Below are 26009 nucleotides of genomic sequence, written 5' to 3'. Positions count from 1 at the left end.
AAATGGCGGAGCCAAAGGAGCGAATAGACCCCGTCGGGGAGCGCCGTCCCCTGGCAGGCACGTCGCGCATGCGCGTTTCTTACCTTGCACAACCGGAGTTTGAGATGAAATTCGTGAGTTTCCGCAAAGACGGCGCCGTGCGCCTCGGTGTCCTGGCCGACGATGGCGTCATCGACCTGAACCAGGCCCAGCCCCAAGTACCGGCCGACCTGGGCGCCGCGCTGCAGGCAGGTGTCGACCTGCAGGCCGCCGCCAAGGCCGCGATCGCCTCGTCCGCCCCGCGCCTGTCGCTCGATTCGATCGCCTATGCGCCGGTCGTGCCGCGTCCTGGCAAGATCATCTGCCTGGGCTTGAACTATTTCGATCATGCCAAGGAAGGCGGCCGCGACAAGCCGGAATATCCGTGGTTCTTCTTCCGCGGCGCCACTTCGCTGCTGGCGCACGGCGAGCCCACGCTGCGTCCGCGCGTCTCCGACAAGTTCGACTACGAGGCCGAGCTCGCCGTGGTGATCGGCAAGGCCGGCCGGCACGTCAAGCGCGACAAGGCGCTCGACCTCGTCTTCGGTTATGCGTGCTTCAACGACATCTCGGTGCGCGACTACCAGAAGCGCACGCCGCAATGGACCATCGGCAAGAATTTCGACGCCACGGGCGGCTTCGGCCCGCAACTGGTCACCGCCGACGAACTGCCCGAAGCGGCCCGCGGCCTGTCCATCAAGTGCCGCCTGAACGGCCAGGTCATGCAGGACGCCAACACCAGCGACATGATCTTCGACGTGCCCGAGACCATCGAACTGCTTACCGAAGTCCTGACGCTTGAGCCTGGCGACGTCATCGTCATGGGCACGCCCGCCGGCGTGGGCCAGGCGCGCAATCCGCAAGTCTGGATGAAGCCGGGCGACGTGGTCGAGATCGAGATCGAGAAGGTCGGCCTGTTGCGCAACCCGGTGCAGGCCGAGGCTGCCTGACCAAGAGGCCGCGTTCCGGCATCAGCCGGTACGGAGGGAAGAAAGCGCGCTTCGGCGCGCTTTTTTTTGCCTGCCGCCGTCCCCGAGGGAGAACGCCCCTTGGAAGATCCAGCGGCAAGGGCTCTCGTACCCCCGTTCGGCCTAAGCCTGGCCCACGGGCGGCGGACCGAACTTCTCTTCGTACACCTGCACCAGCCAGTCGATGAACACCCGCACGCGCGGCGACAACTGCCGTTGGGACGGATACATCGCGGCCAGCGGCATGGCGGGGCTGGCCCACGCCCCCAGTACTTCGACCAGGCGCCCGGCGCGCAAGTCCTCTTCCACGTGGAAGCGCGGCAACTGGACCAGGCCGCAGCCGCGCCGGCCGCAGATGACGTAGTTCTCGGCATCGTTGACCGATACCCAGCCGTCCAGTGCGAACGTGCGCAACTGCCCGTCGACGATCAGTTCCAGCGGGTAATCCACGGCGCCGCTGCTCGAGAAGAATTTCACCGCCTGGTGCGCCGCGAGCTCGTCAGGGTGGCGGGGCGTGCCGAACCGGGCCAGGTAGGCGGGGCTGGCGCAGACGATCTGAGGCATGACCGCCAGGCGCCTTGCCGCGAGCGTCGAGTCCCGGGGCTTGCCCGCGCGTACCACGCAGTCCACGCCTTCCCGCACGAGATCGACCAATCTGTCGCCGCCGCTGACGACCAGGTCGAGGCCGGGATAGCGAGCGCGGAACTCGTCGATGCGCGGCAGGATGACCTGCGTCGCATGTGTGCCGTGCAGGTCCACGCGCAGCACGCCGCGCGGGTTGGCGGCGAGGTGCCGCAACGAGGATTCGGCGTCGTCCAGTTCGCTCAGGACGTGCACGCACCGTTCATAGAACGCCTGGCCATCGGGAGTCGGCCGCACGTGGCGTGTCGTGCGGTCCAGCAGCCGGGTGCCCAGCCGTCCCTCGAGTTCCTTGATCGCATGCGTGGCGGTGGCGCGCGGAATGTCGAGCGCGGCCGCGGCGCGGCTGAAGCTGCCCAGTTCCACGATGCGAGTGAAGAGCTGCAGCGAGTCGAATCGGTCCATGGCGGCAATTGTTGTGTGGTGTTGAATTTTATTGCCAATTTTGGCGTATTTATTTCATGGAAATTAACAAGGAGAATGGGTGCCACGGTATCCCACCTTCCAACGGAGCGTTCCATGAATACGGATATTTCTCGCGTCGCCCTGGTCACGGGCGGTTCTCGCGGCATCGGTCAAGCCATCTCCAAGCGCCTTGCCGCCGATGGCTTCGCCGTCGTCGTCAACTATGCCGGCAATACGGTTGCCGCCGAGCAGACGGTGGCCGCAATCGAATCCGCCGGTGGCCAGGCCATCGCGATCCAGGGCGACGTCGGACGGCCCGAGCAGGTCGCCGAGCTGTTCGCGGCCGCCAAGCGCGAGCTGGGCCGCATCGACGTGGTGGTCAACAGCGCCGGGATTCTGCCCATGGCGCGCATCGCCGAAAGCAGCCTGGCGGATTTCGACAAGGTGATCGCCACCAACCTGCGCGGCGCGTTCCTGGTGCTGGCCCAGGCCGCGGCCCACGTGGGCGAGGGCGGCCGCATCATTGCCTTGTCCACCAGCGTGATTGCCAGGTCGTTCCCGGCCTATGGTCCCTACATCGCGTCGAAGGCGGGCGTGGAAGGCCTGGTGCGCGTGCTTGCCAACGAGCTGCGCGGACGCGGCATTACCGTCAATGCCGTCGCGCCGGGGCCGGTCGGCACCGAGCTGTTCTTCCACGGCAAGAGTCCCGAGCAGATCGCGCAGATGGCCAAGCTGCCGCCGCTCGAGCGTCTGGGCACGCCGGAGGACATCGCCGGCGTGGTGTCGTTCCTCGCCGGTCCGGACGGCGGCTGGGTCAATGCCCAGGTGCTGCGGGCCAACGGCGGCTTCGCCTGAATGATTCAGGCGGTCGCGGCCTCGGTCTGCGGCAGCATGGCCTCGAACGACTCGGCCTGCGCCATCGGCCAGTATTTCCGATAGACCGCATAGGAGGACGAACCGGCCAGCAGTTCGCCGCGCTTGAGAAAGGGGAACAGGCCGGCGAGCAGCTTCACTTCGTTGCCCGATACGCGGCGGACGATGTGCTCGGCGCTCAGCTTGGAGGGATGGTCGAGGCCCGCCGCCGAGACCAGCTCGCTCAGCGCCCGCAGCGTATTGCGGTGGAAGTTGTAGACCCGTTCGGCCTTGTCCGGCACGACCAGCGCCTTCTGGCGCAGCGGGTCCTGCGTCGTGACGCCGGTCGGGCACTTGTCGGTGTGGCAGGCCTGAGCCTGGACGCAACCCAGCGAGAACATGAAGCCCCGGGCGCTGTTGCACCAGTCCGCGCCCAGCGCCAGCGTGCGTGCGATGTCGAAGGCGGTGATGATCTTGCCCGAGGCGCCGATGCGTATCTTGTCGCGCAGGTCGACGCCCACCAGGGTGTTGTGGACCAGCAGCAGGCCATCCTGCAGCGGCACGCCCACGTGGTCGGTGAACTCCACGGGCGCCGCGCCGGTGCCGCCTTCGGCGCCGTCCACCACGATGAAGTCCGGCGTGATGCCGGTCTGCAGCATGGCCTTGACGATGGCGAACCATTCCCAGGGATGGCCCACGCACAGCTTGAAGCCCACCGGCTTGCCGCCGGACAGCTTGCGCAGTCTCGCCACGAACTGCATCAGGCCGATCGGCGTGGAGAAGGCGCCGTGCCGCGAGGGCGAATTGCAATCCACGCCTGTCAGCACGCCGCGCGCCTCGGCGATCTCGGGCGTGACCTTGGCGCCCGGCAGGATGCCGCCGTGCCCGGGCTTGGCGCCTTGCGAGAGCTTGATCTCGATCATGCGGACTTGCGGCGACGTGGCGTTGGCGACGAAGGCTTCCTCGCTGAAGTTGCCGTCGGCGTCCCGGCAGCCGAAGTAGCCCGAGCCGATGTTCCAGATCAGGTCGCCGCCCGGCGCGCGGTGATAGCGGCTGATGCCGCCCTCGCCGGTGTCGTGGGCGAAGTTGCCTTTGCGCGCGCCGGTGTTCAGGGCCAGCACCGCGTTGGCCGAGAGGGCGCCGAAGCTCATGGCCGAGATGTTGAAGACCGAGGCGCTGTAGGGCTGGGTACAGTCCGGCCCGCCCACGGTGACGCGGAAATCGAAGTTCTCGATGTGCACGGGCGCCATCGAGTGGTTGATCCATTCGTAGCGCCGCTCGTAGACGTCTTCCTGTGTTCCGAAGGGGCGCTTGTCGATGTCCTGCTTGGCCCGCTGGTAGACGATGGAGCGCTGGTTGCGGGAGAACGGCGCCGCCTTGGTGTCGTCCTCGAAGAAATACTGGCGCAGTTCGGGCCGGATGAATTCGAACAGGAAACGCAGGTTGCCCAGGATCGGGTAATTGCGCCGGATGGCGTGCTTTTTCTGGAGCAGGTCGACGATGCCCAGTACCACCAGGGCGGCGAACATCAGCGCAAGGACGCTCCAGTCGGGGTCGTACAGGGCGACGATTCCGAACACCGCGGTGCCCAGCACGGCCAGCCAGAAGGTGGTGTATCGGGCGGTGAACCAGGACATGCAAGCCTCCTTCGTGCGAAAACGGAGTCAAGCATAGCAGCGGGCGGAAATCGCCCGCGGCCCGGGCGAGTCGCCGGCATGGTCATGCGGCGCCTGGCCGGGCCGCGGGGGAGGCGGGGCGAACGGCCGGCTAGGCCTTGCGCGGGTCGGTGTCGATGAACGAGGGGCGCTGCGACAGTTTGTCGAGCAGCCGCGTCAGCCGCGGGTGGCTGCTGCGCCAGTCCTGCTCCGGATAGCGGAAATCCAGGTAGCCGAGCGCACAGCCCACGGCGACGTCGGCCAGCGTATAGCTGTTGCCCGCGCAGAAGGGCTTTTCGCCCAGGCCCGTTTCCATGGCTTCCAGCGCGGCATCGATCTTGCCTTGCTGGCGGGCGATCCAGCTCGCGCTGCGCAGGGCTTCCGGCCGCTGGGTGTGCTCGGCGCGGATTAGCACGGCGGCGTCCAGGAGGCCGTCGGCCAGCGCTTCCCAGCACTTGACCTCCGCGCGGTCGCGGCCGGACTGCGGCAGCAGGCGACAGACCGGCGTGATGGTGTCCAGGTACTCGGCGATGACGCGCGAATCGAACACGGCGCCGCCGTCCTCCATGATCAGGCAGGGTACCTTCCCCAGCGGATTGGAGTCCTGGATGCGCGTGTCTTCGGCCCACACGTTTTCCTGTTCGAACTGGTAGTCGAGTTTTTTCTCTGCCAGGACGATGCGGACTTTGCGGACGAAAGGGCTGGCCAACGAGCCGATCAATTTCATAGGGCGAAAACCGGAGGGCCTAAAATCGAGCCACCGGCGGGCGTGGGATGGGTCGCGGAGTATACCATCCAGGCCGGTCCCGGAAACGGTGCGGTGCTACAATTTCTTTTTACTTTCAAGTGCTTATGAAAACTTCCGACCAGCTCACCCCCCTCAATGCATTGTCGCCGCTGGACGGCCGCTATGCCAGCCGTGGCGCCTTGCTGCGCCCGCTTTTGTCCGAAGCCGGCTTCATGCATCACCGGGTGCAGGTCGAAGTGGCGTGGCTGGTCGCGCTGTCCGACGCCGGACTGCCGGAGTTGAAGCCCTTCAGCGTCGCGGCCCGCCAGCGCCTGGCGGCGCTGGTGTCCGAGTTCTCCGAAGACGACGCCGCGCGCATCAAGGAAATCGAGCGCACGACCAATCACGACGTCAAGGCGGTGGAATACTGGCTGAAGGAAAAGGTCGCCGACAACGACGAGCTGCGCGGCGCGGCCGAGTTCATCCACTTCGCCTGCACCTCGGAAGACATCAATAACACGTCGCACGCGCTGATGCTGCGTGCCGCGCGGGACCAGGCCCTGGTGCCGGCGCTGCGCAAGCTCTACGACAAGCTCGTGGCGCTGGCCGACCAGCACGCCGACCAGCCGTTGCTGTCGCGCACCCATGGCCAGCCCGCCAGCCCCACCACGATGGGCAAGGAATTCGCCAACATGGCGGCACGCCTGGGCCGGGCCATTGCCGAGATCGAGCGCGTCGAGCCGCTGGCCAAGCTCAACGGCGCCACCGGCAACTTCAACGCCCACCTGTCGGCCTATCCCGAGATCGACTGGGAAACCTTCAGTGCCAAGGTGCTCACCGGACTGGGCCTGACGCAGAACCGCCACACCATCCAGATCGAGCCGCACGACTGGATGGCGAGCCTCTTCGACGCCGTGGCGCGCGCCAACGTGATCCTGCTCGACGTCAACCGCGACATCTGGGGCTACATCGCCCTCGGCTACTTCAAGCAGCGCCTGAAGGAAGGCGAGATCGGCTCGTCGACCATGCCGCACAAGGTCAACCCCATCGATTTCGAGAACTCCGAAGGCAACCTCGGCCTGGCCAATGCCACGCTGCGCCACCTGGCCGACAAGCTGCCCATTTCCCGCTGGCAGCGCGACCTGACCGACTCCACCGTGCTGCGCAACCTGGGCGTGGGCTTCGGCTATTGCCTGGTGGCCTACGACGCCTGCCTGCGCGGCCTCGACAAGCTCGAGATCAACGCGCCCGCCATCGACGCCGACCTGGACGCGTGCTGGGAAGTCCTGGCCGAACCGGTGCAGACCGTCATGCGCCGCTACGGGTTGCCCCAGCCCTATGAACGCCTGAAGGCGCTCACCCGCGGCAAGGGCATCACCGAAGAGGCCCTGCGCGAGTTCATCCTGGGCCTCGAACTGCCGGATGAACCCAAGGCGAGATTGCTGGCGATGACGCCACGCAGCTACATCGGGCTCGCGGCGAAGCTGGCGCGAGCTATATAACCCCCCCTCCGCGCTGCGCGCGTCCCCCTCGAGGGGGCGATGCGGGCGGACTGGCGGAGCCAGATCCGCCGCATCCCGGGTCTAGTACTGTTATCTTGGGTTGGGGTGTCGGTGCTTCGCTGGCTGCCAGCGTAGAGGTAGGCACAGTTGCTCGGTGGTTACGCGAAGGCAAAAGGCAGAATCGCCGTTCCCCGCCAGCCTGGTCGTACCCCAGGGCACAGCGGATCCGGCTTTGCCGGTCCGCCAGTGCCGCCCTCTTGAGGGGGAGCGGCCGAAGGCCGCAAGGGGGTGGGCTTCCCTCCCATGGAACCTCCGCGAGGTCCTCGCATCGAAGTCGTTGGCAGGATCGTCTGCCTGGTTTATTTTCCCGCTGGTCCAACTCCCTTCTCGTTCCACCCAGGAGCCCTTGATGAAGAAGCTTGCGCGCGTACTGTCCGTAGCCTGTATTGCCGCGGCGCCGATGCTGCTGCCCGCCACCGCGGCCGCCCAGTTCGCCAAACCCGAGGACGCCATCAAGTACCGCCAGTCGGTGCTTACCGTCATGTCCAATCACTTCGGCCGCATCGCGCCGGTGGTGCGCGGACAGCAGCCGTACGATCCGGCACAGGTGCAGGCCGACGTGGCCATCGTCGCCATGATGTCCAAGCTGCCTTGGAGCGCGTTCGGCGAGGGAACGGAAGGGGGCGGCGCCCGGCCGGCGGTGTGGTCCGACAACGCCAAGTTCAAGCAAGGCCAGGAGCGTTTGCAGGGGGATATCGCCAAGCTGGTCGCGGCGGCCCAGTCCGGGGACCTGGCCCAGGTGCGGACCGCCTATGGCGCGGTGGGCGCCAGTTGCAAGGCCTGCCACGACAACTTCCGCAATCGGTAATCGATCGAAATAGCTTTCCTCGTTTGTAAGCCGGTTGTTTCAAAAAAAGCCAGGGTCCGCCCTGGCTTTTTTCGTGGTCCGGCGGTCGAATACCCGTGTACTTCTGACAAGGGGGGCCGCCATGGCTTCCGTCCCGAAAATCGCTTTGTGCATGGCCGCGGCCTTTTCCACCGTGGCCGGCACGCCTGTGCCGGTCGCCGCCCAGACCACGGTCTCCACCCGCGGCAGCCTCGCCCAGACGGCCGAGCTGGAACAACTGGCCGCGCCGATCGCCTTGTATCCCGACGCGCTGCTTTCGCAGGTCCTGATGGCCTCCACCTATCCGCTGGAAGTGGTGGAGGCCGCGCGCTGGCAAAAAGCCCATCCCGATCTCAAGGGCGCGGAGCTGGAAGCGGCCTTGCAGGACCAGGACTGGGATCCCAGCGTCAAGTCGCTGGTGGCCTTCCCCAACGTCCTGGCCATGATGAATGACCGCCTGACCTGGACCACCCGCCTGGGCGACGTCTTCCTGGCTCAGCAGGACGCCCTGATGGACCAGGTCCAGGCGCTGCGGGCGCGGGCGCAGGCGGCCGGCAACCTGAAGTCCGGCCCCGAGCAGACGGTGACCGTGGCCCCCGCTTCCGGCGGCGCGACGGTCATCCGCATCGAGCCAGCCCGCCCCGACGTCGTCTATGTCCCGGTCTACAACCCCACTGTCGTGTACGGCCCGTGGCTCTATCCGGCCTATACGCCGTTCTACTGGTATCCGCCCGGCTACGTCGCCGCCGGCGTGGTGTTCTCGTTCGGCGTGGGACTGTTCATCGGCCATGCCCTCTGGGGCGGCTACGACTGGCACGCGCATCGGGTGAACGTGGTCAATATCTACAACTACAACAACTTCAACCGCACCCGCTTCCGACACGTCGAATGGCGGCATGATCCCTATCATCGCCGCAACGTGGCCTACGGGGATCCCGGCAGGGCGCGGCAGTTCTACGGCGGCGACCCGGCCGCGCACTTCGCCGCCCGGGAAGCCTACCGGGCCCGTGCCGACGCCTGGCGGCGGGACCTGCCCAACATCGATCGCACCACGTTGCGCGACCGGGACCCGGGACATGGAGACGGCCGGGGGACGGCCGGCGGACGCTTCGACGGGAACCACGGCAGCCGTTTCGACGGCAGCCGCTCCGCCCCGGGCGACCGCGGGACGCCCGGCGGCAGGCTAGACGGCCGTCCGGGCGGGCAGCGGGCCGACGCCGGTCAGGATGCCGGCCGCGGTCCCGGCGCCGTGGCTTCGAGGCCGCCGGCAGGCGGGCAAGGCGGCCGGGAAGGCGGCTGGAGCGTCGGCCGTGGCGATGCCGGCGGTGTGCAAGCGGGGCCGCGTCCCGAAGCCGGGCCGGGGCGCGGAATGGATGGGCCGCAGGGCGGGCGCGGGTTCAGCGGCCGTGACGCCGGGAGCCGGGAATTCGCCGGCCGCGAGTTCGGCGGGCGTGACTTCGGCCGCGGGCCCGCGAGCCACGGAAACGGGGAAGGGCGCGGCGGCCACCACGGCGGTCGCTTCGACTGAGCGCCGGGCCGGTAGCGATCAGAAGCCGGCCGGCCGCAACGAAACGATGCCGTAGACCACGGCGGCGACGATGGCTGCGATGACGAGGGCCAGTAGGCGCGTGCCCGCGGTGTCGCGTGCGGAGTCCGTCTCGGGGCCGAATTCGGAAGCCGGCGCATCGCCGGTCACCATGGCGCTGGTCAGTTTCTGCTTCTTGGCCAGGCGATACCAGATGATCGCGGCCACGTGCAGGCCGAGCAGGATCAGGATGGGCCACTCGTCGAGCTTGTGCAGGCCCGTGAGCCGGTCCGACAGCTCCTTGCCGACGCGGCTTGCCAGCGGACCTTCGGTAAAGATGTCGTCGTTGGCGAAAAGGCCCGTGACCGCCTGGCAGCCCAGCAGCAGGATCATGGCCAGGACGGACAGCGCTCCCAGCGGATTGTGGCCGGGCGTGCGCGGCATGGTTCCCTTCAAGTACGCCAGGATGGCGCCGGGGCCGCGCACGAAACGGAAAAAGCGGGCATGGCTGCTGCCCACGAAGCCCCAGACGATGCGAAACAGGATCAGGCCCAGCACCGCATAGCCGAACAGCATGTGGTATTCGGTCCAGAGGCCGCCGACCTTGATGGTGACGAATGCGCCGACGACACAGGCTACCAGCAGCCAATGGAAAATTCGGGTGGGCAGGTCCCAGACGCGGATTTTGCTTGGAGTGGGCATAGAGGCACCGTCGACACGGAGGAGCCCTATTGTGCCATTGCCCACGCCGGCATCGAAGCGGTGCGGAAGGCTCAGTCCTGCAGTTCGATCTTCGCGTCGCGGATGACCCGCGCCCATTGTTCCGTCTCCGTCTTGATCCGGCTCTCGAATTCCGAGGGACGGGAGGCCACGATCGCCATGCCCAGGCCCTCCACGCGCTGCTTGACCGAGGGCATGGCCAGCGCGGCCGCGGCGTCGCGCTGGATCTTGTCGATGATCGCCGCCGGCGTGCCTGCCGGGACGACCAGGCCGATGAACGCCTGCACCGAGAAGCCGGGATATTTCTCCGCAACCGCGGCATAGTCCGGATAGGCCGCTTCGCGCTTGGGGCCGGTCGTGGCCAGCATTTTCAAGCGGCCGGACTGGATGTGCGGCATGAGGGAAAAAATGGGGTCGATCATGACCATGACGCGCCCGCCGATGACGTCGGTGTGGGCCGGCGCGCTGCCCTTGTAGGGGACGTGGACGAGGTCCACCCCCGCGCGGCGAGCCAGCAGTTCGCCGGCCAGATGCGAGGTGCCGCCGGTGCCGGGGCTGGCGAAGGTCACCGCGCCGGGATGGCGCTTGGCGTAGTCGACCAGCTCGTCGAGCGTATTGAACGGCGCGCCGGGGTTGGCGGCAATGGCCAGCGGCACGCGTATCAATTGCGTGACCGCGGCCAGGTCGTCGTTCTTGTAGAGCAGTTTCTTCTGCAGGCTGGGGTTGATTACGTAGGCCGAATTGACCACGCCTATGGTGTAGCCGTCCGGCGCTGCCCTGGCGACGGCGGCCGTGCCGAGCATGGTGCTGGCGCCGGGCTTGTAGTCGACGATCACCGGATGCTTCCAGGTTTCCGCCAATTGCTGGCTCACGATGCGGGCCAGGACGTCGGTGGGACCGCCCGCGGGAAAGGGCACGATCATGGTCGCCGGGCCTTGCGGGTAGGCGTCCTGCGCCGCGGCAGGGCCGGCCACGAACGCCGCCACCGCGAGCGCGGCGCCGAGGATGTTTCGACGTATCGACATGGTTGTCTCCGTTTATTGGTATGGATGGGGGATGCGAATGCCGGCCCGAGGCGCCGGGCAGCCGCTACCGTTCCAGCGCGCGCCGCATCAGCCGATGCCATTCACGGTAGCCGTCGTGGAAGCAGGTCTCGTCGCCCAGGGTCCTCGGTCCGAGGCGGCCGTCGACATGGCGCATGCCGAGTTCGGCGGCGTAGGCATCGATGGACGGCATGCCGTCCGTCTCCAGGCCGCGCAGGTAGCCGGCGGTCCAGCCCGCCGCCCTGGCGGCGAAACCGGCCTGGCTGTGCTCGTACGCCACGTTGTCGTCCGGCGTGGCCAGGCCGCTGGCATTGAAGAAGTCCTCGTAGTCGCGGATGCGGGCGGTGCGTATGTCGGCATCCTCGCCCTTGGGCGCGAGGCAATGGGTCCGCATTTCCGTCCGGTCCACCGCCAGCGGGTGGATGACGCGCAGCATGGTGCTCGTGACGTTGTCCACGATCTGCAGGTTGGGGAAGATGGTCAGGTTCTTGGCTCGCAAGGCCCATCGCAGGCGGGGCTCGTCCATCGTGGCCGAGTAGGCCGCGCGGCGCCGCGCCAGGAGGGTTTCCGACGCGCGGCTTTCGCGCCACGTCACCGCATGCCCGTGTCCGAAGCTGAACGTGCCCTGGGTTTCCGACGTCGCGGGCGGCGGGCCGCCGGCGTAGGCATCGGTCTCGCGGCGCGCCAGCAGTTCCACGTACGAGGCGTGGGTGGACGAGAAGTGGTACATGTCCAGCGAGTTTTCCAACTGCAGCTTCCAGTTGGCATTGAACGTATAGCCGGCGTTTCCGGGCACGAACTCCAGGCCGTCGGGACCCTGGTCGGCGATGAGGTCCAGGAACGCGCGGGCGTCGCCCAGGTATTCGGACAGTGGCGGCACGTCGTCCGACAGGCTGGCGAAAAGGAAGTCCCGGTAGCTGTCGAAGCGGGCCACCGGCGCCAGACCATGGTCGGCGGATCGGAACCAGCCGGGATAGCGTCCCTCGGCCTGGTTGGCGACGTACTGGTTGGCGCCGTCGCTGCCGTAGACCCAGCCGTGATAGCGACAGGTATGGGTGCGCCGATTGCCGCCGCGCTGCGCCGTGACCACCATGCCGCGGTGGCGGCAGGAGTTCAGCAGGCAGTGCAGCGTGCCGCCGCCGTCGCGGGTGACCAGGACCGGCTGGCGGCCGATGCGGGTGGTGAAGAAATCGTGCGATGCCTTCAGTTGCGAGCCCAGGCCGACGAAGACCCAGGTGCTTTCGAAGATCGATGCCAGCTCGTGCTCGAAGACGGCCGGGTTCGTGAAGGCATCGCGATGAATGCGGAAAATGCCCTCGCCGGCGCGGTCGTCCAGCAGGCGGTCGAGCTCGGCTTGCCGGAGAGGGCGCTGGACGGTGGGCATCGCGTCCCTTGGCGTCGTGTTCATCGCCATCGTTCCTTCCTGTCAGATGCAATAGAAATCGAGCACGGTCGGCACCTTGTCGTTGATCAGCAGCGCTTTCTTGCGCGCGATGCGGGGCTGGCCGTCCCGCATCACCAGCGTGTGCTCGCAGCGGCTGGCCGCGCTGCGCAGCGTCTCGGTGCGCAAGTCGTAGATGTGCGTGACGCAGTAAGACCGGACCAGCCACGCATCGCCGCTGGCGCCCGCGCTCACTATCGGATTGCTGATGCAATGCATCGTGCGGGGCAGCGGCTGGGATGCCAGGGACTTCGTGCCGGTGGCGCGCTTGACGCGTTCCTCCAGCCGGTGGCGGCCCGCCGCATAGATGAGCGAGATTTCGCTCGACGGGTCGTTCGTGGGAAGGTGATCGTCCTTCCAGGCCGGTACCCAGTACACCGCGTCGGGTTCATACAGGGACAGCCACTCTTGCCAGCGCTGTTCGTCGAGGTATAGCGCCTCGGTGTGAAGCAGCTCGATCAATGTCGTGTTCGGGGATTCCGTCATGGCTCTGCCGCAGGGTGGAAATGGCGGCGCGTCCGTGTCTCCGCCTCCTGATGGGCGCCATTAGACGGTGGGCTGTTTAACAAGTAAAGTCACGAAGTCTTGTTAACTAACAAGCACTTTTTATGAATGTCTCCACCCGTCAGTTGAAGGCTTTCCTGTGCCTGGCGCGATTGCAGAGCTTTACGCGCGCGGCCGAGCAGCTGCACATCACCCAGGCCGGCTTGAGCGCGATGATGCGCGACCTCGAGACCCAGTTCGATTGCCGCCTGTTCGATCGGACGACGCGAGCCGTCTCGCTGACGCCCGCGGGGCTGCAACTCGTGCCCCGCGTCGAACGCATGCTGGCCGAGTTCGGGGACGCCTGCCTGGCGCTGGGCAAGATCAGCGCCCATGCGAAGCGGGTGCTGACCGTGGCGGTGGCGCCCGTGGTCGCCGCCAGCTTTCTTGCCGAGGTCTGCGAGCATTTCGCGAAGGCCGAGCCCGAGGTCACGGTCCGGCTGCGCGACGTCAACAAGGAACGGATACTGGCGATGGTGGAAAGCGGCGAAGTGGACGTCGGCTTTTGCGCGCAGCCCAACCCGGCTTCGGCCACCGAACGGCTGTCGCTGTTCAAGTGCCATTTGCTCTGCATCGCCCGGCCCGGCGTGCTCAAGCTCAAGCCCGCCCGCGACGGCGGCCTGCCTACCACGAGCTGGGCGCAACTGCCCACCCTGCCCATTCTCGCATCGGCCGATCCGAGCCAGGGCCTGATCGACGCCTACCTGGAAAGAATCGGGCGAGCCCACGAAGAGCGGCCTGCCTACGAAAGCATGCCGACCATCATCGCCATGGCCGCGGGCGGCTTTGGCATCGGATTCGTGCCGTCTTTCGCCTTGCCCACCTGTCTGCGCCTGGGCGTGGAGGTGGCCCGGCTGCAGCGGCCTTCGGTCGAGATCGATTTCTACCGCATTACCAAGAAGGGGCGCGAAGTGCCCCGGCTGGTCGAGCCTTTCGTGGCTTCGCTCGTGGCGGTGGCGCACCGGGTCGGCGTGGCGCGATAGCCGGCGGCACGCATTCGCCGGCCCAGGCTTACGCCGGACGACTCCGGCCAGGCATCGCCCGCGCGCGCCGATCGAGCAGCGGATGAGCCAGGGCGGCGTAGGACAGCAGGAGCTCGTCCTCCCCATGCCGGGCGACCAGTTGCACGCCCAGCGGCAGTCCGTTGCCGGACCATGCCGTAGGCAGATGAATGGCGGGCCACCCCAGTACCGACCATACCCGGTTGAAAGTGGAGTCCCCGGTATGGCCGAGGCCGGCCGGCGCTTCTCCCGCCGCGCTCGCGGTCAGGATGAAATCGTAATCCTCCAGCTCACGGCTGAAAGACGTCCGTTCCGATGCGGCCTGCGCCAGGGCCTCGCGGTACTGGCCGGCGCCGATGGCAAGGCCGGTGTCGATCGCCTCGCGCAGTACGGCGCTCAGCTCGTGCCCCCGTGTGCGGGCGACAGGCATCAGCGAACGCGCGAGCTCGTACAGCATGACGCGACGGTGGCAGCGGGCCAGGGCCTGCAGGCGTTCCGGCATTGCCGATGGAACGACTCGATGCCCGGCTTCGCACAGCGCGGCGGCCGCATCTTCCAGGGCCTGCCGGGCTTGGGGGGCGAGCGGGCCGAGCGCTTCGGCGTCCAGCCGCAACACGCGCCAATGGCGGGCGCGAGGGCGCGCTTCTCCCGTCCAGGGCAGCAGCGCTCGTCCCGCCATGGCGGCGTCCTCCACCGAGCGGGCGAACCAGCCGACGCAGTCGAGGCTGTCGGCGACGGGCGCCACGCCGGCCGACGGCACGGCATGCAGCGAGCTCTTGACGCCTACGACGCCGCAATACGCGGCGGGCCGTATGACGGACCCGCCGGTTTGCGTGCCCAGCGCGAGCGGCACCATGCCCGCCGCCACCGCGGCGGCGGATCCGCTGGAGGAGCCGCCGGGGGTATGGCCGGCGGCATGGGGATTGCGGGTGGGACCGGGATGAGAGAAGGCCAGCTCCGCGGTGACGGTCTTGCCGACCGGCACGGCTCCCGCCGCACGCAGCATGGCGACGCAGGCCGCGTCGCGCGCCGCCGTGCCGGCGGCCGGACCCGGCAGGCCGAGGCCGGTCGGCATGCCTGCCACGTCGATAATGTCCTTGATGCCGACGGGCACGCCGAGCAAGGGCAGGGCATCGGCAGTTCCAAGGCTGCGATAGGCCTGTTCGATTCGCAGCGGATCGAACCAGCTCCAGGCCCGCAGCGCGGGTTCGAGTTCGGCATGGCGATCGACGATGGCACGGGCCAGTTCGGCGGGCGGCAGCGTGCCGCGGCGCAAGGCCTCGGCGACGCCGCTCGCCGAGGTTATCGAGAGATCGAAAGAGTGCATGGCCGCCAGTATGCGCAAGCCGAACCGGCGCCGGGCACCCCCGGGGGCGCGAAATTTTTTCGCGTCCCCCGCGCCAAATGTTCGTTTGCCAGCGGAGGCGGGGGCGGGCCAGACTTCGCCGCAAGGAGGAAAACCATGCAAGCATTTTCCGATCAGCTGGGACTGCGCTGCGTCCTGATGCGAGGCGGCACGTCCAAGGGGCCGTTCTTCCTGGCCGAAGACCTGCCCCCGCCGGGCCCCCGCCGCGATGCCGCGCTGCTGCGGCTCATGGGGGCGCTGGAACCGCGCCGCATCGACGGCATCGGCGGCATCGATTCGCTCACCAACAAAGTCGCCATCATTTCGCGCAGCGACCGGCCGGACGTGCACGTCGACTACCTGTTCGCGCAGATATGCGTGCACAAGAACACTATCGATTATTCGGTGAACTGCGGCAACATGCTGGCCGCCGTCGGTCCTTTCGCCATCGACGAAGGGCTGGTGCCGGCCTCCGGCGCATCCACGGAGGTCGCGATCTTCAATGTCAATACCGGCAAGCGTATCGTGGCGACCGTATGCACGCGCGACGGCCGCGCGGTCTACGCCGGCGATGCCGCGATCGACGGCGTGGCCGGTACGGCGGCCCCCGTCTGGCTGCGTTTCTGCGATGTGGCCGGCGCCAAGACCGGCAAGCTGCTTCCCACCGGCAACGCGGTCGACAGGATGGAAGGCCTGGAGGTCAGTTGTATCGATGCGGCCGTCCCCATGGCCATCGTCGAAGCCGCGGCGCTGGGCATGACCGGGTACGAAACGGCCGAGGCCATCAATGCCCAACCCGAACTGCTGGCCCGCGTCGAGCGCGTGCGCTGCGCGGCCGGCCGGGCGATGGGGCTGGGCGACGTGTCGCGGCTGGAAATGCCCAAGCTCGTGACGGTGGCCCAGGCGCGCAGCGGCGGCACGGTCGCCGCCAGGTACTTCATGCCCTATACCTGCCATACCTCGTTCGCCGTGACCGGCGCGGTGTGCCTGGGCGCCGCCGCGCAGGTACCAGGGTCCGTCGCGGCGCGCGTCGCCGGGGCCGCCGCCGCGGGAAAGGTGGCGATCGAGCATCCGGCGGGCATCCTGCACGTGGATATCGATGCCTTCCAGGGCGCGGGCGGCGTCGACATCCGCTCGGCAAGCCTGCTGCGCACCGCCCGGCGGCTGTTCGCCGGGACCGTCTATTTCCCGGAGTCCACGCTCGAAGCGCTCCATACCGAATCAGCCAAGGAAGTCCACGCATGAAACCGATCCGAACGCTGCTGGCCGCCGGCCTCGCGCTCGCCTGCATGAATCCGGCCCACGCGGGCGAGCCCTATCCTTCCGGCCCGATCCGGCTGGTGGTGCCGTTTCCCGCCGGGGGCGGCACCGACATCCTGGCGCGCGAACTGGCCCGCGAACTCGATAGGCAATGGCACCAGCCCGTCATCGTCGAGAACCGGCCAGGCGCGGGCGGCGCCATAGGGGCCGCCGCGGTGGCCTCGGCCAAGCCCGACGGCTATACCATGCTGATGACCACAGCGGGCGTCTCGGCAATCAATCCCAGCTTGTACAAGTCCTTGCCCTATGATCCTGACGCGCAATTCACGCCGGTCAGCCGGGTGGCCGCGACCGTGTTCGGCGTGCTGGTGCACCCCTCGCTGAACGTGGATTCCATCCGGGAGCTCATCGCCCTGGCCAAGAGCAAGCCCGGCATGCTGACCTTCGGCTCGGCGGGCAATGGCGCCGCGGGCCACCTGCCAGGCGAGCTGTTCAAATCCATGGCGCAGATCGACATCCGGCACGTTCCCTATCGCGGCACCAGCCCGGCGCTGAACGATCTGCTGGGCGGGCAGATCTCGATGATGTTCGCGATCCTGGGACCGGCCACTCCGTACATCAAGTCAGGCAAGGTCAAGTTGCTGGCCACCACCGGCGCCGCGCGCGCGGCGAGCTTTCCGGACGTGCCCACTGTGGCCGAGGCCGGCCTGCCGGGCTATGTGGCCGACGAGTGGTGGGGGGTCGCCGCGCCCAAGGGCACGCCGCGCGAAGTCGTCGGGAAATGGAATGCCGCGATGCAGGCCTACGTGGCGAGACCGGAGGTTAGGCAGAAGCTGATCGGCAACGGCTACGAGCCAGCGGCCGACTCGGTCGACGCGTTCGCGGCATTGATCGCGGCCGACAAGAAGAAATGGAGCAAGGTCGTGCGGGACGCGGCGGTCACGATCGATTGATCGCCCCGCAGGGGTCTCTCCCCGGCGGCGCATGCCGGCGGACAGCCGTGGGCCGCCGCGTGCGCCGGTTGCTCAGGAGCCGGCCTGCAGCACCTGCAACAGGCGCGCGGTGGCCGGGGAGGGGACGACGCCCGGGTCGATGACCAGGCGCAATTCGAAGCTGGCCCAATCGTCGGACAATGGCACCAGCCGTACATTCGCGGGCACGTGCCATTCCGCCGGCGCGGCCGGCACGACGGCCACGCCCAGCCCGGCGCTCACCAGCGAAAATACCGCCGGAAAACTGGTTACCTGGGTTGCCACCGGCGGCATGCGGGTAGGGTCGGGTTCGACGGGGCCCGAGAATTGCGCCAGCGCGCTGCCGGCGGCGCGCGCGATGTGCGGGAACCGCAGCGTTTCCTCGTGGCTCACCGATGTTCTTTCCGCCAGTTCGTGCCCTGACGGTACGGCCAGCACGAGCGGCGTGCGCGCGTACGGCATGCTGCGCAAGGCCCCGGCCTGCGCACTGGCATGGGCGATGCCCAGGTCGGCGGAGCCGTTGGCCACCGCTTCCACGACCGCGGCGCTCGTGGCTTCCGTCACCGAAATCCGTATGGCGGGGAAGTCGGCCGCGAAGCGGGCCAGTTGGTCGGCGAGGCCGGCGCACATGCCGGACGTGTTGGAGGCGATCCGGACGGTACCCGAGGTCCCGGCCGAGAAGCCGGCAAGATCGCCCTGCAGTGCCCGCAGTTCATCCAGCACGCGCTCCGTGCGCTGGGCGACGGCGCGGCCGGCCGCGGTCAGCCGGGCGCCTTCGGGGCGCCTGACCAGGAGCGCGATACCCAGCTGGGACTCCAGCTCCAGGATGCGCTTGCTGGCAGCCGAGGCCGTCAGGTGGACCGATTCGGCGGCACGCGCCACGCTGCCCGTCTCGTCCACCCTGCGCAGCAGTTGCAGGGTCAGAAGGTCGAATCGCGGATTCATCCGAAGCTCCATGCCTAGGGGATAGCGGCGGCTGCAATGAAAAACGCCCGGCGGCGCCGGGCGTGCAGAGTCCGAGGTCGAAGTCGAAAGCGACCGCCGGTCAACCGACGACTTCCCCCGTATCCTTCTTGAGCGGCTTGACCAGGTCTTCGCGCTTGACGCCCAGCCACATCGCGATGGCCGCGGCCACGAACACCGAAGAATAGATACCGAACCAGATGCCGATCGTCAGGGCCAGCGCAAAGTAGTGCAGCGACGGGCCGCCGAAGATCAGCATCGCGATCACCATCATCTGGGTCGAGCCGTGGGTGATGATGGTACGCGAGATGGTGGCCGTGATGGCGCTGTCGATCACTTCCTTGACCGTGGCCTTGCGCTGCTTGCGGAAGTTCTCGCGGATACGGTCCATGATGACCACGGATTCGTTCACCGAATAACCCAGCACCGCCAGCACCGCGGCCAGCACGGGAAGCGAGAACTCCCACTGGAAGAACGCGAAGAAGCCCAGGATGATGACCACGTCGTGCAAGTTGGCCACCACGCCGGCCACCGCGAATTTCCATTCGAAGCGGAAGGCGAGGTAGATCATGATGCCGATCACCACGAACAGCAGCGCGAGCAGGCCATCGTGGGCCAGCTCCTTGCCGATCTGCGGGCCGACGAATTCCACCCGCCGCAGTTCCACGCTCGGGTCGGAGGCTTTCAGGGCCTCGATGACTTCGTTGCTCTGCTGCGTCGAGGTCTTGCCCTCGATGTTGGGCAGGCGAATCATCACGTCGCGCGAGGTGCCGAAGTTCTGCACCTGGAAGTCGCTATACCCTTTCTGCGCGACGGTGGCGCGGACCTTGTCCAGCTCCACCGCCTGCGGATAGGCCACTTCCATGACCGTGCCGCCGGTGAACTCGATGGACAGGTGGAAGCCCTTGGTGGCGATGAAGAACACCGCGGCGAGGAAGGTGACCAGGCTGATGATGTTCAGCACCAACGCATGGCGCATGAACGGGATGGTCTTGTGGATGCGGAAAAATTCCATGGTGTTCAGACCTCTTTGGGTTTCCAGACCTGGCCGATCGATATCTTGGCGAGCTTCTTGCGGCGGCCGTACCAGAGGTTGGCCAGCGCGCGCGCGCCGACGACGGCGGAGAACATCGAGGTCAGAATGCCTATCGTATGGACGATGGCGAAGCCGCGCACCGGCCCCGAACCGAAGGCCAGCAGTGCCACGGCGGCGATCAGCGTGGTCACGTTGGAGTCCAGGATGGTGCCCCAGGCCCGCTCGAAACCGAGGTGGATGGCCTGTTGCGGCGCCGCGCCGTTACGCAACTCCTCGCGTATCCGTTCGTTGATCAGCACGTTGGCGTCGATCGCCATGCCCAGGGTCAGCGCGATGGCCGCGATGCCGGGCAGCGTCAGCGTGGCCTGCAGCATGGACAGCAGCGCGATCAGCAGCAGCAGGTTCACCGCCAGCGCGATCACCGAGAACACGCCGAACAGCCCGTAGTACAGGATGATGAAGATCGCGATGGCGGCAAAGCCGTACACCACCGAGTGGAAGCCCTTCTGGATGTTGTCCGCGCCCAGGCTGGGGCCGATGGTGCGTTCCTCGATGATCTCCATCGGCGCGGCCAGCGAGCCGGCGCGCAGCAGGAGGGCGGTATCGTTGGCTTCCGGCGTGGTCATGCTGCCGGAAATCTGCACGCGGCCGCCGCTGATCTCGGTCCGGATCACGGGCGCGGTCACGACCTCGCCCTTGCCTTTCTCGAACAGCAGGATGGCCATGCGCTTGCCCACGTTGTCGCGGGTCACGTCGCGGAAGATGCGGGCGCCCTTGGCGTCCAGCGTCAGGTGCACGGCGGGCTGCTGCGTCTGGCCGTCGAAACCGGCCTGGGCGTCCTGCAGGTTCTCGCCGGTCAGGATGACCTGGCGGCGCACCAGTACGGGGCGGCCGTCGCGGTCGGTATAGCGCTCCAGGCCGAAGGGCACCGTGCCGCTCGCCAGGGCGCTCGTGGCCTCGGGCGAATCGTCGACCAGGCGGACTTCCAGCGTGGCGGTGCGGCCCAGGATGTCCTTGGCCTTGGCCACGTCCTGCACGCCGGGCAATTGCACCACGATGCGGTCCGCGCCCTGCTGCTGGATCACCGGCTCGGCCACGCCCAGCTCGTTGATCCGGTTGTGCAGGGTGGTGATGTTCTGGCGCAGCGCGTTGTCCTGGGCGGTCTTGATGGCCTGCGGGCTCAGCGCGCCCACCAGCTTGAAGTCGCCGCCGGCGTCCTGGTCGGTCAGCTGCAGGTCGGGCAGGCCGTTGCGCAGCACGTCGCGCGCGGCATCGCGCGTCGCGGCGTCGCGCAGCTTGATCTCTATGGTCTGGCCGACGCGGTCGATGCCGTTGTGGCGGATGTTCTTGTCGCGCAGCAGCGAGCGCACGTCGCCCGTCATGGCGTCGTAGCGCTTGGTCAGCGCGCCCTTCATGTCGACCTGCAGCAGGAAGTGCACGCCGCCGCGCAGGTCCAGGCCCAGGTACATGGGCAGCGCGTGCAGCGCGCGCAGCCAGGCGGGCGAGGCCGACAGCAGGTTCAGCGCGACCACGTAGCTCGGGTCGGAAGCATCGGGATTCAGGGTCTTTTCCAGCAGGTCGCGTGCGCGCAGCTGCTGGTCGGGCGAGGCCAGGCGCACCCGCACCGTGCCCACCGGACCGTTCTGCTCGAAATAGAGGCCGGTGTTGGGAATGCCCGCGCCCTGCAGGGTCTGCTCCACCCGTTCCATCATGGAATTGTCGACCTTGACGGTCGACTTGGCGCTGGAGACCTGGACGGCGGGGGATTCGCCGAAGAAGTTCGGCAAGGTGTAGATGAAGCCGATCACGATCACCACGGCGATCATGATGTACTTCCAGAGAGGATAGCGATTCATCGGTAATCAAACCTCGGAAGGCTGGCGCACCGGCGCCGCGGCCCGCTGGGGGCCATGCCGCGAAATGCGAAAAAGGGGCCGGCGCCTGGCGCCCGCCCCCGGCAGTGCATCGGTGCCGCCACGCGGCACGGACGCGAGCGCCCGGCTTACAGAGCCTTGATGGTGCCCTTGGGCAGGACGGTCTGGACCGCGGTCTTCTGGACCAGGACTTCCACCGCCTTGTCGCCGTCGCGGGAAATTTCCATCGAGATGTAGGTGTCGTTGACCTGGGCCACTTTCCCGAGGATGCCGCCCGCCGTGACGACTTCGTCGCCCTTGGCCAGCGCGGCCACCATGTTCTTGTGCTCCTTCTGGCGCTTCATCTGAGGACGGATCATCAGGAAATAGAGGATCACGAACATCAGGACGATGGGCAGCATGCCCATCAGGGCGCCTTCACCGCCGGCCGCAGGAGCTTGCGCCAGGACGTTGGCGAGCGCGTTGGTTGTCAGCATTTCTTCTCCGGAATCAAGGACTTGCGTCGAAAATAACTCAAAATTGTAGCCCAGGCCGCCTGGGGCGGATCCAGGCCCTTTCTAGGGATAACCCACATCGATTCCACCGTGCTGACCAGTGGCCGCGAGCGCCTGGTTGGACGCGGTGGAGCCGAGAGGGGGCATTCTAGACGCCGCGGGCGCGGTTTGCCGCGAATTCCGCGCGCCAGGCGGCAAAGACGCCGCCGGCGATGGCGTCGCGCATTTCCTGCATCAGGTTCAGGTAGTAGTACAGGTTGTGGATGGTATTGAGCCGTGCGCCCAGGATTTCGTTCGACCGGAACAGGTGATGCAGATACGCCCGCGAAAAGTTTCGACACGTATAGCAGCCGCAGGTTTCATCCAGGGGACGGGTGTCGTCGCGATAGCGGGCATTGCGGATCTTCACGTCGCCGTAGCGGGTGAACAGCCAGCCGTTGCGGGCGTTGCGGGTCGGCATCACGCAGTCGAACATGTCCACGCCGGCGGCCACGCCATCGACCAGGTCCTCCGGCGTGCCCACGCCCATCAGGTAGCGGGGGGCGTCCTGCGGCAGCCGGGGCGCCACGTGCGCCAGGATGCGCAGCATGTCTTCCTTGGGCTCGCCCACCGAGAGGCCGCCGATCGCGTAGCCGTGGAAACCGATGTCCACCAGGCCGGCCAGGGATTCGTCGCGCAGCGGCTCGTACATCCCGCCCTGGACGATCCCGAACAGGGCATTGGGGTTCTCCAGCGCGTCGAATTCATTGCGCGAGCGGCGCGCCCAGCGCAGCGACATCCGCATCGACGTGGCCGCCTCGTCCACGGTGGCCGGGCGGCCATCGATGGCGTAGGGCGTACATTCGTCGAACACCATGGCGATGTCGGAATTCAGGCTGCGCTGGATGCGCATCGATTCCTCGGGCGTCAGCATCAGCCGCGCGCCGTCGATGGGAGAGGCGAACCGCACCCCTTCCTCGGTGATCTTGCGCAGCCCCTCCAGACTGAACACCTGGAAGCCGCCCGAGTCCGTCAGGATGGGCTTGTGCCATTGCATGAAGCCATGCAGGCCGCCGTGCGCATCGATGATCTGCGTGCCGGGCCGCAGCCACAGGTGGAACGTATTGCCGAGCACAATCTGCGCGCCGATCTCCACCAGCTCGTTGGGCGCCATCGCCTTGACCGTGCCATAAGTGCCGACCGGCATGAAAATGGGCGTTTCCACCACGCCGTGGTTCAGTGTCACGCGGCCGCGCCGTGCCAGGCCCTCGGTGGCCAGCAGTTCGAATTTGAGTCCGTTCATCGTTCTATAAACATCGCATCGCCGTAGCTGAAGAAGCGGTAGCGCCGGGCCACCGCATGCGCGTAGGCGCGGCGGATGGGCTCCATGCCCGCGAAGGCCGAGATCAGCATCATCAGCGTCGACTTGGGCAGATGGAAATTGGTAATCAGGGCGTCCACCACCCGGAACTCGAAGCCGGGCGTGATGAAAAGGCGGGTATCCCCTCGGGTCTCGCGCAAGGGCCAATGGGCGGCCGCGGCCGACTCCAGCGCCCGCACGCTGGTCGTCCCCACGGCGATCACCCGGCCGCCCGCGGCGCGGGCCCGGGCGATGGCCTCCACTGTCGCCTGCGGAAGCGTATACAGCTCGCTATGCATCACATGCTCGGACAGCTTGTCCACCCGCACCGGCAGGAACGTGCCCGCGCCCACGTGCAGCGTGACGAAAGCGGTATGGATGCCCTGCGTGCGCAAAGTGTCGAGCAGGGGTTCGTCGAAATGCAGCCCGGCCGTAGGCGCCGCCACGGCGCCCGGTTCCCGGGCGTAGACGGTCTGGTAACGGCTATCGTCGCCGGCATCCGGCGCATGCGTGATGTAAGGGGGGAGGGGCGTCTGGCCATGCTCGGCCAGCAGTTCCAGCACCGGACCGGGAAAGCGAAGGTCGAACAGATCGCCTTCGCGTCCCAGCATGGTCACCTCGAACGCGCCGGCCAAGCGCATCACCGCGCCGGCCTTGGGCGACTTGCTGGCGCGCAGGTGCACCAGCGCGCGGTCGGGTTCGGTAATCCGCTCGACCAGCACCTCCACCTTGCCGCCGCTGCGCTTCTCGCCGAAGAGACGCGCCTTGATGACGCGGGTATCGTTGAAGACGAGCAGGTCGTTCGGGCGCAGCAGCCCGGGCAGATCGGCAAACTGGCGGTCGTGCAGGCCGCCTTGGGCGTCCAGGTGCAGGAGGCGGCTGGCGGTGCGGTCGGCGGCGGGGGCTTGCGCGATCAGCTCGGGCGGAAGGTCGTAATCGAAATCGTCGAGAGTCAGCTCGGGCACGGCTAAGGGCTTGAAAAATCTACGGAAAACCAGCCATGATAACCCGCCCCGGGGCTGGCCTATCCGCGGGAACTCCGCCGGGCCCTTCGTGAGGGGGACGGCCCCGCCTCGATGGCGCGGCGGTCCCGCCCGGTTGCCCTCAGTCCTGCCGGCTGGTGACTTCCACCAGGTGATAGCCGAACTGGGTCTTGACCGGCCCCTGGACGACATTGACGGGGGCGCTGAACACCACCTTGTCGAATTCCGGCACCATCTGGCCGGGCCCGAAGGTACCGAGATCGCCGCCGGCGGCGCGGGAAGGGCAGCTCGAGTGCTGGCGTGCCACATCGGCGAAATCGGCGCCGCCCTTGATCGCGGCTTTCAATTCATTGCACTGGGCTTCGGTGGATACGAGGATGTGACGGGCGCTTGCGTGAGCCATGGCTTGCTCCTGGTTGATGAGGGCACAGAGTACCCTAAATTGTGGGTATAATTTAGGGCTTCCCTCCTTCCGGTCGCTCGTGCCGGAACCTGCCCGGGTGGTGAAATTGGTAGACGCAGGGGACTCAAAATCCCCCGCCGCAAGGCGTGCCGGTTCGATTCCGGCCCCGGGCACCAGAATTTGAAAAGCCGCTACTGCAATGCAGAGCGGCTTTTTTATCTTTAGGTGCGCCCTGCAATGCACTGGAATCGAAGTCGCCCAACCATGGACTTTCGCAGGGCACAAGATTTTCCGCGTCGCCAACCGGTGGACCGCGGTGCGCACTGAAGACGGATGGCGAATCAAGAAACGCAAGCTCTCCCCATGGATGACAGCTGGCCCGCGCGAGTTGTTGCACGACGCTGTCTCGCGTTGAATGGCGATCGGCGGTCAGATTCTCAATGTGACGACACATACACAGAAGCCGCATGGGCGGGCGGAACGGCGAAGTCCGCCTTCATCCGCCTGACTTCTTCAACTGGGCTGCGCCCGAACAGGCGCTTGAACTCACGGCTGAACTGAGAGGGGCTGTCATAGCCGACTTCGGCGCTTGCCGCCGCGGCCGTCATGCCATTGCGCACCATATACAGGCGGGCCTGGTGCAGGCGTATCGACTTTACGTACTGCAGGGGCGAAGTATGGGTTACCGCCTTGAAGTGCGTATGGAAGGTGGGCACGCTCATTCCCGCTTCTCGCGCCAGCTGTTCGACGCTGAAATCGGCGTTGAACGACGCGTGGATGCGGCGCAGCGCGCGGGCGATCTTGCCGAACTGCCCGTGCATGGCCAGCGCCGCCCGCATCGAAGCGCCCTGTTCTCCGGTGAGCACATGGAAGTAGATTTCCCGAACCAGTGCCGGACCGAGTATCCGGGATTCGAGGGGGCGACTCATGGCCTCCAGGAAACGCACCAGGGATTCGCATAACCGCGAGTCCATTGGCGTGGACATCAGGCCGCGCGGTTGCCCGGGTTCTATCCCGCCATGTTGGTCGATCTGCAACATCAAATCCGCGGCCAGCTTCAAGTCGAGGTGCATGTAGATCGCCAGCAGCGGTTCCCGGGCGCTGGCGTCGGTTTCCATGGTGAACGGCACGGGCACCGAAACCGCCAGATAGTGCTGGTCGTCGTACAGGTAGACCTGGTCGCCAAAATACCCGCGCTTCCTGCCTTGGCACACGAACACGATGCCAGGGTCGTAAAGTACCGGCACGGCGGACAAGGGACGGTTGGACCGCAAGAACCTGACATCGGGCAGGGCACTCAGGTTGTATCCCTCGCAAGGCGCCAGGCGTTCCAGCATGGCCGCCAAGCGCCTGTCCCGGGTGCGCGCGCCCCGTGTGGCGGCGTTGTCTGCTGCACTCACCGCCAGGCCCTCCCCA

At 67.1% G+C, this 26009-nt stretch carries 24 protein-coding genes and 1 tRNA gene; 9 read left to right on the top strand and 16 right to left on the bottom strand.

Annotated elements, in window-relative coordinates; all coding sequences use genetic code 11:
* Positions 1-104 precede the first annotated feature (104 nt).
* Positions 105-968, top strand: a complete 864-nt coding sequence (locus CDO44_RS19210) for a fumarylacetoacetate hydrolase family protein (RefSeq protein ID WP_087781894.1) — start codon at positions 105-107, stop codon at positions 966-968.
* A 141-nt stretch (positions 969-1109) separates the two neighbouring features.
* On the opposite strand, the gene CDO44_RS19205 is transcribed toward CDO44_RS19210, so the two are convergent.
* Entirely contained in the window at positions 1110-2030 is a 921-nt protein-coding gene (locus CDO44_RS19205; protein WP_087781893.1) for a LysR family transcriptional regulator, read from the bottom strand.
* A gap of 114 nt (positions 2031-2144) precedes the next feature.
* Here CDO44_RS19205 and CDO44_RS19200 point away from each other — a divergent pair, with 114 nt between their 5' ends.
* Complete coding sequence (locus tag CDO44_RS19200) at positions 2145-2885, top strand: SDR family oxidoreductase (protein ID WP_087781892.1); 741 nt, start codon at positions 2145-2147, stop codon at positions 2883-2885.
* A gap of 5 nt (positions 2886-2890) precedes the next feature.
* On the opposite strand, the gene CDO44_RS19195 is transcribed toward CDO44_RS19200, so the two are convergent.
* Both CDO44_RS19195 and CDO44_RS19190 read right to left on the bottom strand, forming a co-directional pair.
* A complete protein-coding gene (locus CDO44_RS19195; protein WP_087781891.1) occupies positions 2891-4519 on the bottom strand; it encodes an FMN-binding glutamate synthase family protein in 1629 nt (542 codons plus the stop codon).
* Positions 4520-4649: 130 nt separating this feature from the next.
* A complete protein-coding gene (locus tag CDO44_RS19190; RefSeq protein ID WP_087781890.1) occupies positions 4650-5264 on the bottom strand; it encodes a glutathione S-transferase in 615 nt (204 codons plus the stop codon).
* A 125-nt stretch (positions 5265-5389) separates the two neighbouring features.
* On the opposite strand from CDO44_RS19190, the gene purB reads away from it, so the two are divergent.
* The 3 genes from purB to CDO44_RS19175 all read left to right on the top strand — a co-directional run bounded on the left by purB (position 5390) and on the right by CDO44_RS19175 (position 9180).
* Complete coding sequence (gene purB, locus CDO44_RS19185; protein WP_087781889.1) at positions 5390-6766, top strand: adenylosuccinate lyase; 1377 nt, start codon at positions 5390-5392, stop codon at positions 6764-6766.
* A 409-nt stretch (positions 6767-7175) separates the two neighbouring features.
* Complete coding sequence (locus CDO44_RS19180) at positions 7176-7634, top strand: cytochrome c (RefSeq protein WP_087781888.1); 459 nt, start codon at positions 7176-7178, stop codon at positions 7632-7634.
* A gap of 121 nt (positions 7635-7755) precedes the next feature.
* Complete coding sequence (locus CDO44_RS19175; RefSeq protein WP_087781887.1) at positions 7756-9180, top strand: DUF3300 domain-containing protein; 1425 nt, start codon at positions 7756-7758, stop codon at positions 9178-9180.
* Positions 9181-9198: 18 nt separating this feature from the next.
* On the opposite strand, the gene CDO44_RS19170 is transcribed toward CDO44_RS19175, so the two are convergent.
* The 4 genes from CDO44_RS19170 to CDO44_RS19155 form a co-directional block, all read right to left on the bottom strand.
* Positions 9199-9879, bottom strand: coding sequence for a cytochrome b/b6 domain-containing protein (locus CDO44_RS19170; RefSeq protein WP_087781886.1), 681 nt, complete (start codon positions 9877-9879; stop codon positions 9199-9201).
* 71 nt (positions 9880-9950) lie between these two features.
* Complete coding sequence (locus tag CDO44_RS19165) at positions 9951-10922, bottom strand: tripartite tricarboxylate transporter substrate binding protein (protein WP_087781885.1); 972 nt, start codon at positions 10920-10922, stop codon at positions 9951-9953.
* A gap of 64 nt (positions 10923-10986) precedes the next feature.
* Positions 10987-12354: an aromatic ring-hydroxylating dioxygenase subunit alpha gene (locus tag CDO44_RS19160; RefSeq protein WP_198951397.1), complete on the bottom strand. Its 1368-nt coding sequence runs from the start codon at positions 12352-12354 to the stop codon at positions 10987-10989.
* Positions 12355-12366: 12 nt separating this feature from the next.
* Positions 12367-12867 carry an aromatic-ring-hydroxylating dioxygenase subunit beta gene (locus tag CDO44_RS19155; protein WP_087781883.1) on the bottom strand — a complete coding sequence of 167 codons (501 nt, stop codon included), beginning with the start codon at positions 12865-12867 and terminating at the stop codon, positions 12367-12369.
* Positions 12868-12989: 122 nt separating this feature from the next.
* Between CDO44_RS19155 and CDO44_RS19150 the strand changes: the two genes are divergently transcribed.
* Entirely contained in the window at positions 12990-13907 is a 918-nt protein-coding gene (locus CDO44_RS19150) for a LysR family transcriptional regulator (protein WP_087781882.1), read from the top strand.
* A gap of 28 nt (positions 13908-13935) precedes the next feature.
* Here the strand turns inward: CDO44_RS19150 and CDO44_RS19145 are convergent, their stop codons facing one another.
* Positions 13936-15252, bottom strand: a complete 1317-nt coding sequence (locus CDO44_RS19145) for an amidase (protein WP_144389555.1) — start codon at positions 15250-15252, stop codon at positions 13936-13938.
* 135 nt (positions 15253-15387) lie between these two features.
* Here CDO44_RS19145 and CDO44_RS19140 point away from each other — a divergent pair, with 135 nt between their 5' ends.
* Positions 15388-16515, top strand: a complete 1128-nt coding sequence (locus tag CDO44_RS19140; protein WP_087781880.1) for a 4-oxalomesaconate tautomerase — start codon at positions 15388-15390, stop codon at positions 16513-16515.
* Positions 16512-17483: a tripartite tricarboxylate transporter substrate binding protein gene (locus tag CDO44_RS19135; RefSeq protein ID WP_087781879.1), complete on the top strand. Its 972-nt coding sequence runs from the start codon at positions 16512-16514 to the stop codon at positions 17481-17483. The genes CDO44_RS19140 and CDO44_RS19135 overlap by 4 nt, the downstream gene beginning before the upstream one ends.
* Before the next feature lie 72 nt (positions 17484-17555).
* On the opposite strand, the gene CDO44_RS19130 is transcribed toward CDO44_RS19135, so the two are convergent.
* The 7 genes from CDO44_RS19130 to CDO44_RS19100 all read right to left on the bottom strand — a co-directional run bounded on the left by CDO44_RS19130 (position 17556) and on the right by CDO44_RS19100 (position 24611).
* The gene (locus CDO44_RS19130; RefSeq protein ID WP_158213339.1) at positions 17556-18446 is read right to left on the bottom strand and encodes a LysR family transcriptional regulator; all 891 of its coding nucleotides are present in this window, start codon (positions 18444-18446) and stop codon (positions 17556-17558) included.
* Positions 18447-18546: 100 nt separating this feature from the next.
* Positions 18547-19479 (bottom strand): protein translocase subunit SecF, encoded by a 933-nt coding sequence (gene secF / locus CDO44_RS19125; protein WP_087781877.1) that lies wholly within the window; start codon positions 19477-19479, stop codon positions 18547-18549.
* Between the two features lie 5 nt (positions 19480-19484).
* Positions 19485-21356, bottom strand: a complete 1872-nt coding sequence (gene secD, locus CDO44_RS19120; RefSeq protein WP_087781876.1) for a protein translocase subunit SecD — start codon at positions 21354-21356, stop codon at positions 19485-19487.
* A 146-nt stretch (positions 21357-21502) separates the two neighbouring features.
* Positions 21503-21850, bottom strand: coding sequence for a preprotein translocase subunit YajC (gene yajC / locus CDO44_RS19115; protein ID WP_087781875.1), 348 nt, complete (start codon positions 21848-21850; stop codon positions 21503-21505).
* Between the two features lie 166 nt (positions 21851-22016).
* Positions 22017-23150 (bottom strand): tRNA guanosine(34) transglycosylase Tgt, encoded by a 1134-nt coding sequence (gene tgt, locus CDO44_RS19110; protein WP_087781874.1) that lies wholly within the window; start codon positions 23148-23150, stop codon positions 22017-22019.
* A complete protein-coding gene (gene queA / locus CDO44_RS19105) occupies positions 23147-24172 on the bottom strand; it encodes a tRNA preQ1(34) S-adenosylmethionine ribosyltransferase-isomerase QueA (RefSeq protein ID WP_233146272.1) in 1026 nt (341 codons plus the stop codon). Before queA ends, tgt begins: the two co-directional genes overlap by 4 nt.
* Before the next feature lie 139 nt (positions 24173-24311).
* A complete protein-coding gene (locus CDO44_RS19100) occupies positions 24312-24611 on the bottom strand; it encodes a peptidylprolyl isomerase (protein ID WP_255407808.1) in 300 nt (99 codons plus the stop codon).
* Between the two features lie 73 nt (positions 24612-24684).
* On the opposite strand from CDO44_RS19100, the gene CDO44_RS19095 reads away from it, so the two are divergent.
* Positions 24685-24769 (top strand) — tRNA-Leu (locus CDO44_RS19095).
* A gap of 261 nt (positions 24770-25030) precedes the next feature.
* On the opposite strand, the gene CDO44_RS19090 is transcribed toward CDO44_RS19095, so the two are convergent.
* On the bottom strand, positions 25031-25930 hold the full coding sequence (locus CDO44_RS19090; protein WP_087781871.1) for an AraC family transcriptional regulator: 900 nt from the start codon (positions 25928-25930) through the stop codon (positions 25031-25033).
* Positions 25931-26009: the final 79 nt, after the last annotated feature.

The sequence above is a fragment of the Pigmentiphaga sp. NML080357 genome (genome assembly GCF_002188465.1).
Lineage (GTDB): Bacteria > Pseudomonadota > Gammaproteobacteria > Burkholderiales > Burkholderiaceae_B > Pigmentiphaga.
Note: the sequence above shows the minus strand (reverse complement) of the source record. Positions and strands in the feature narration are given on the sequence as shown.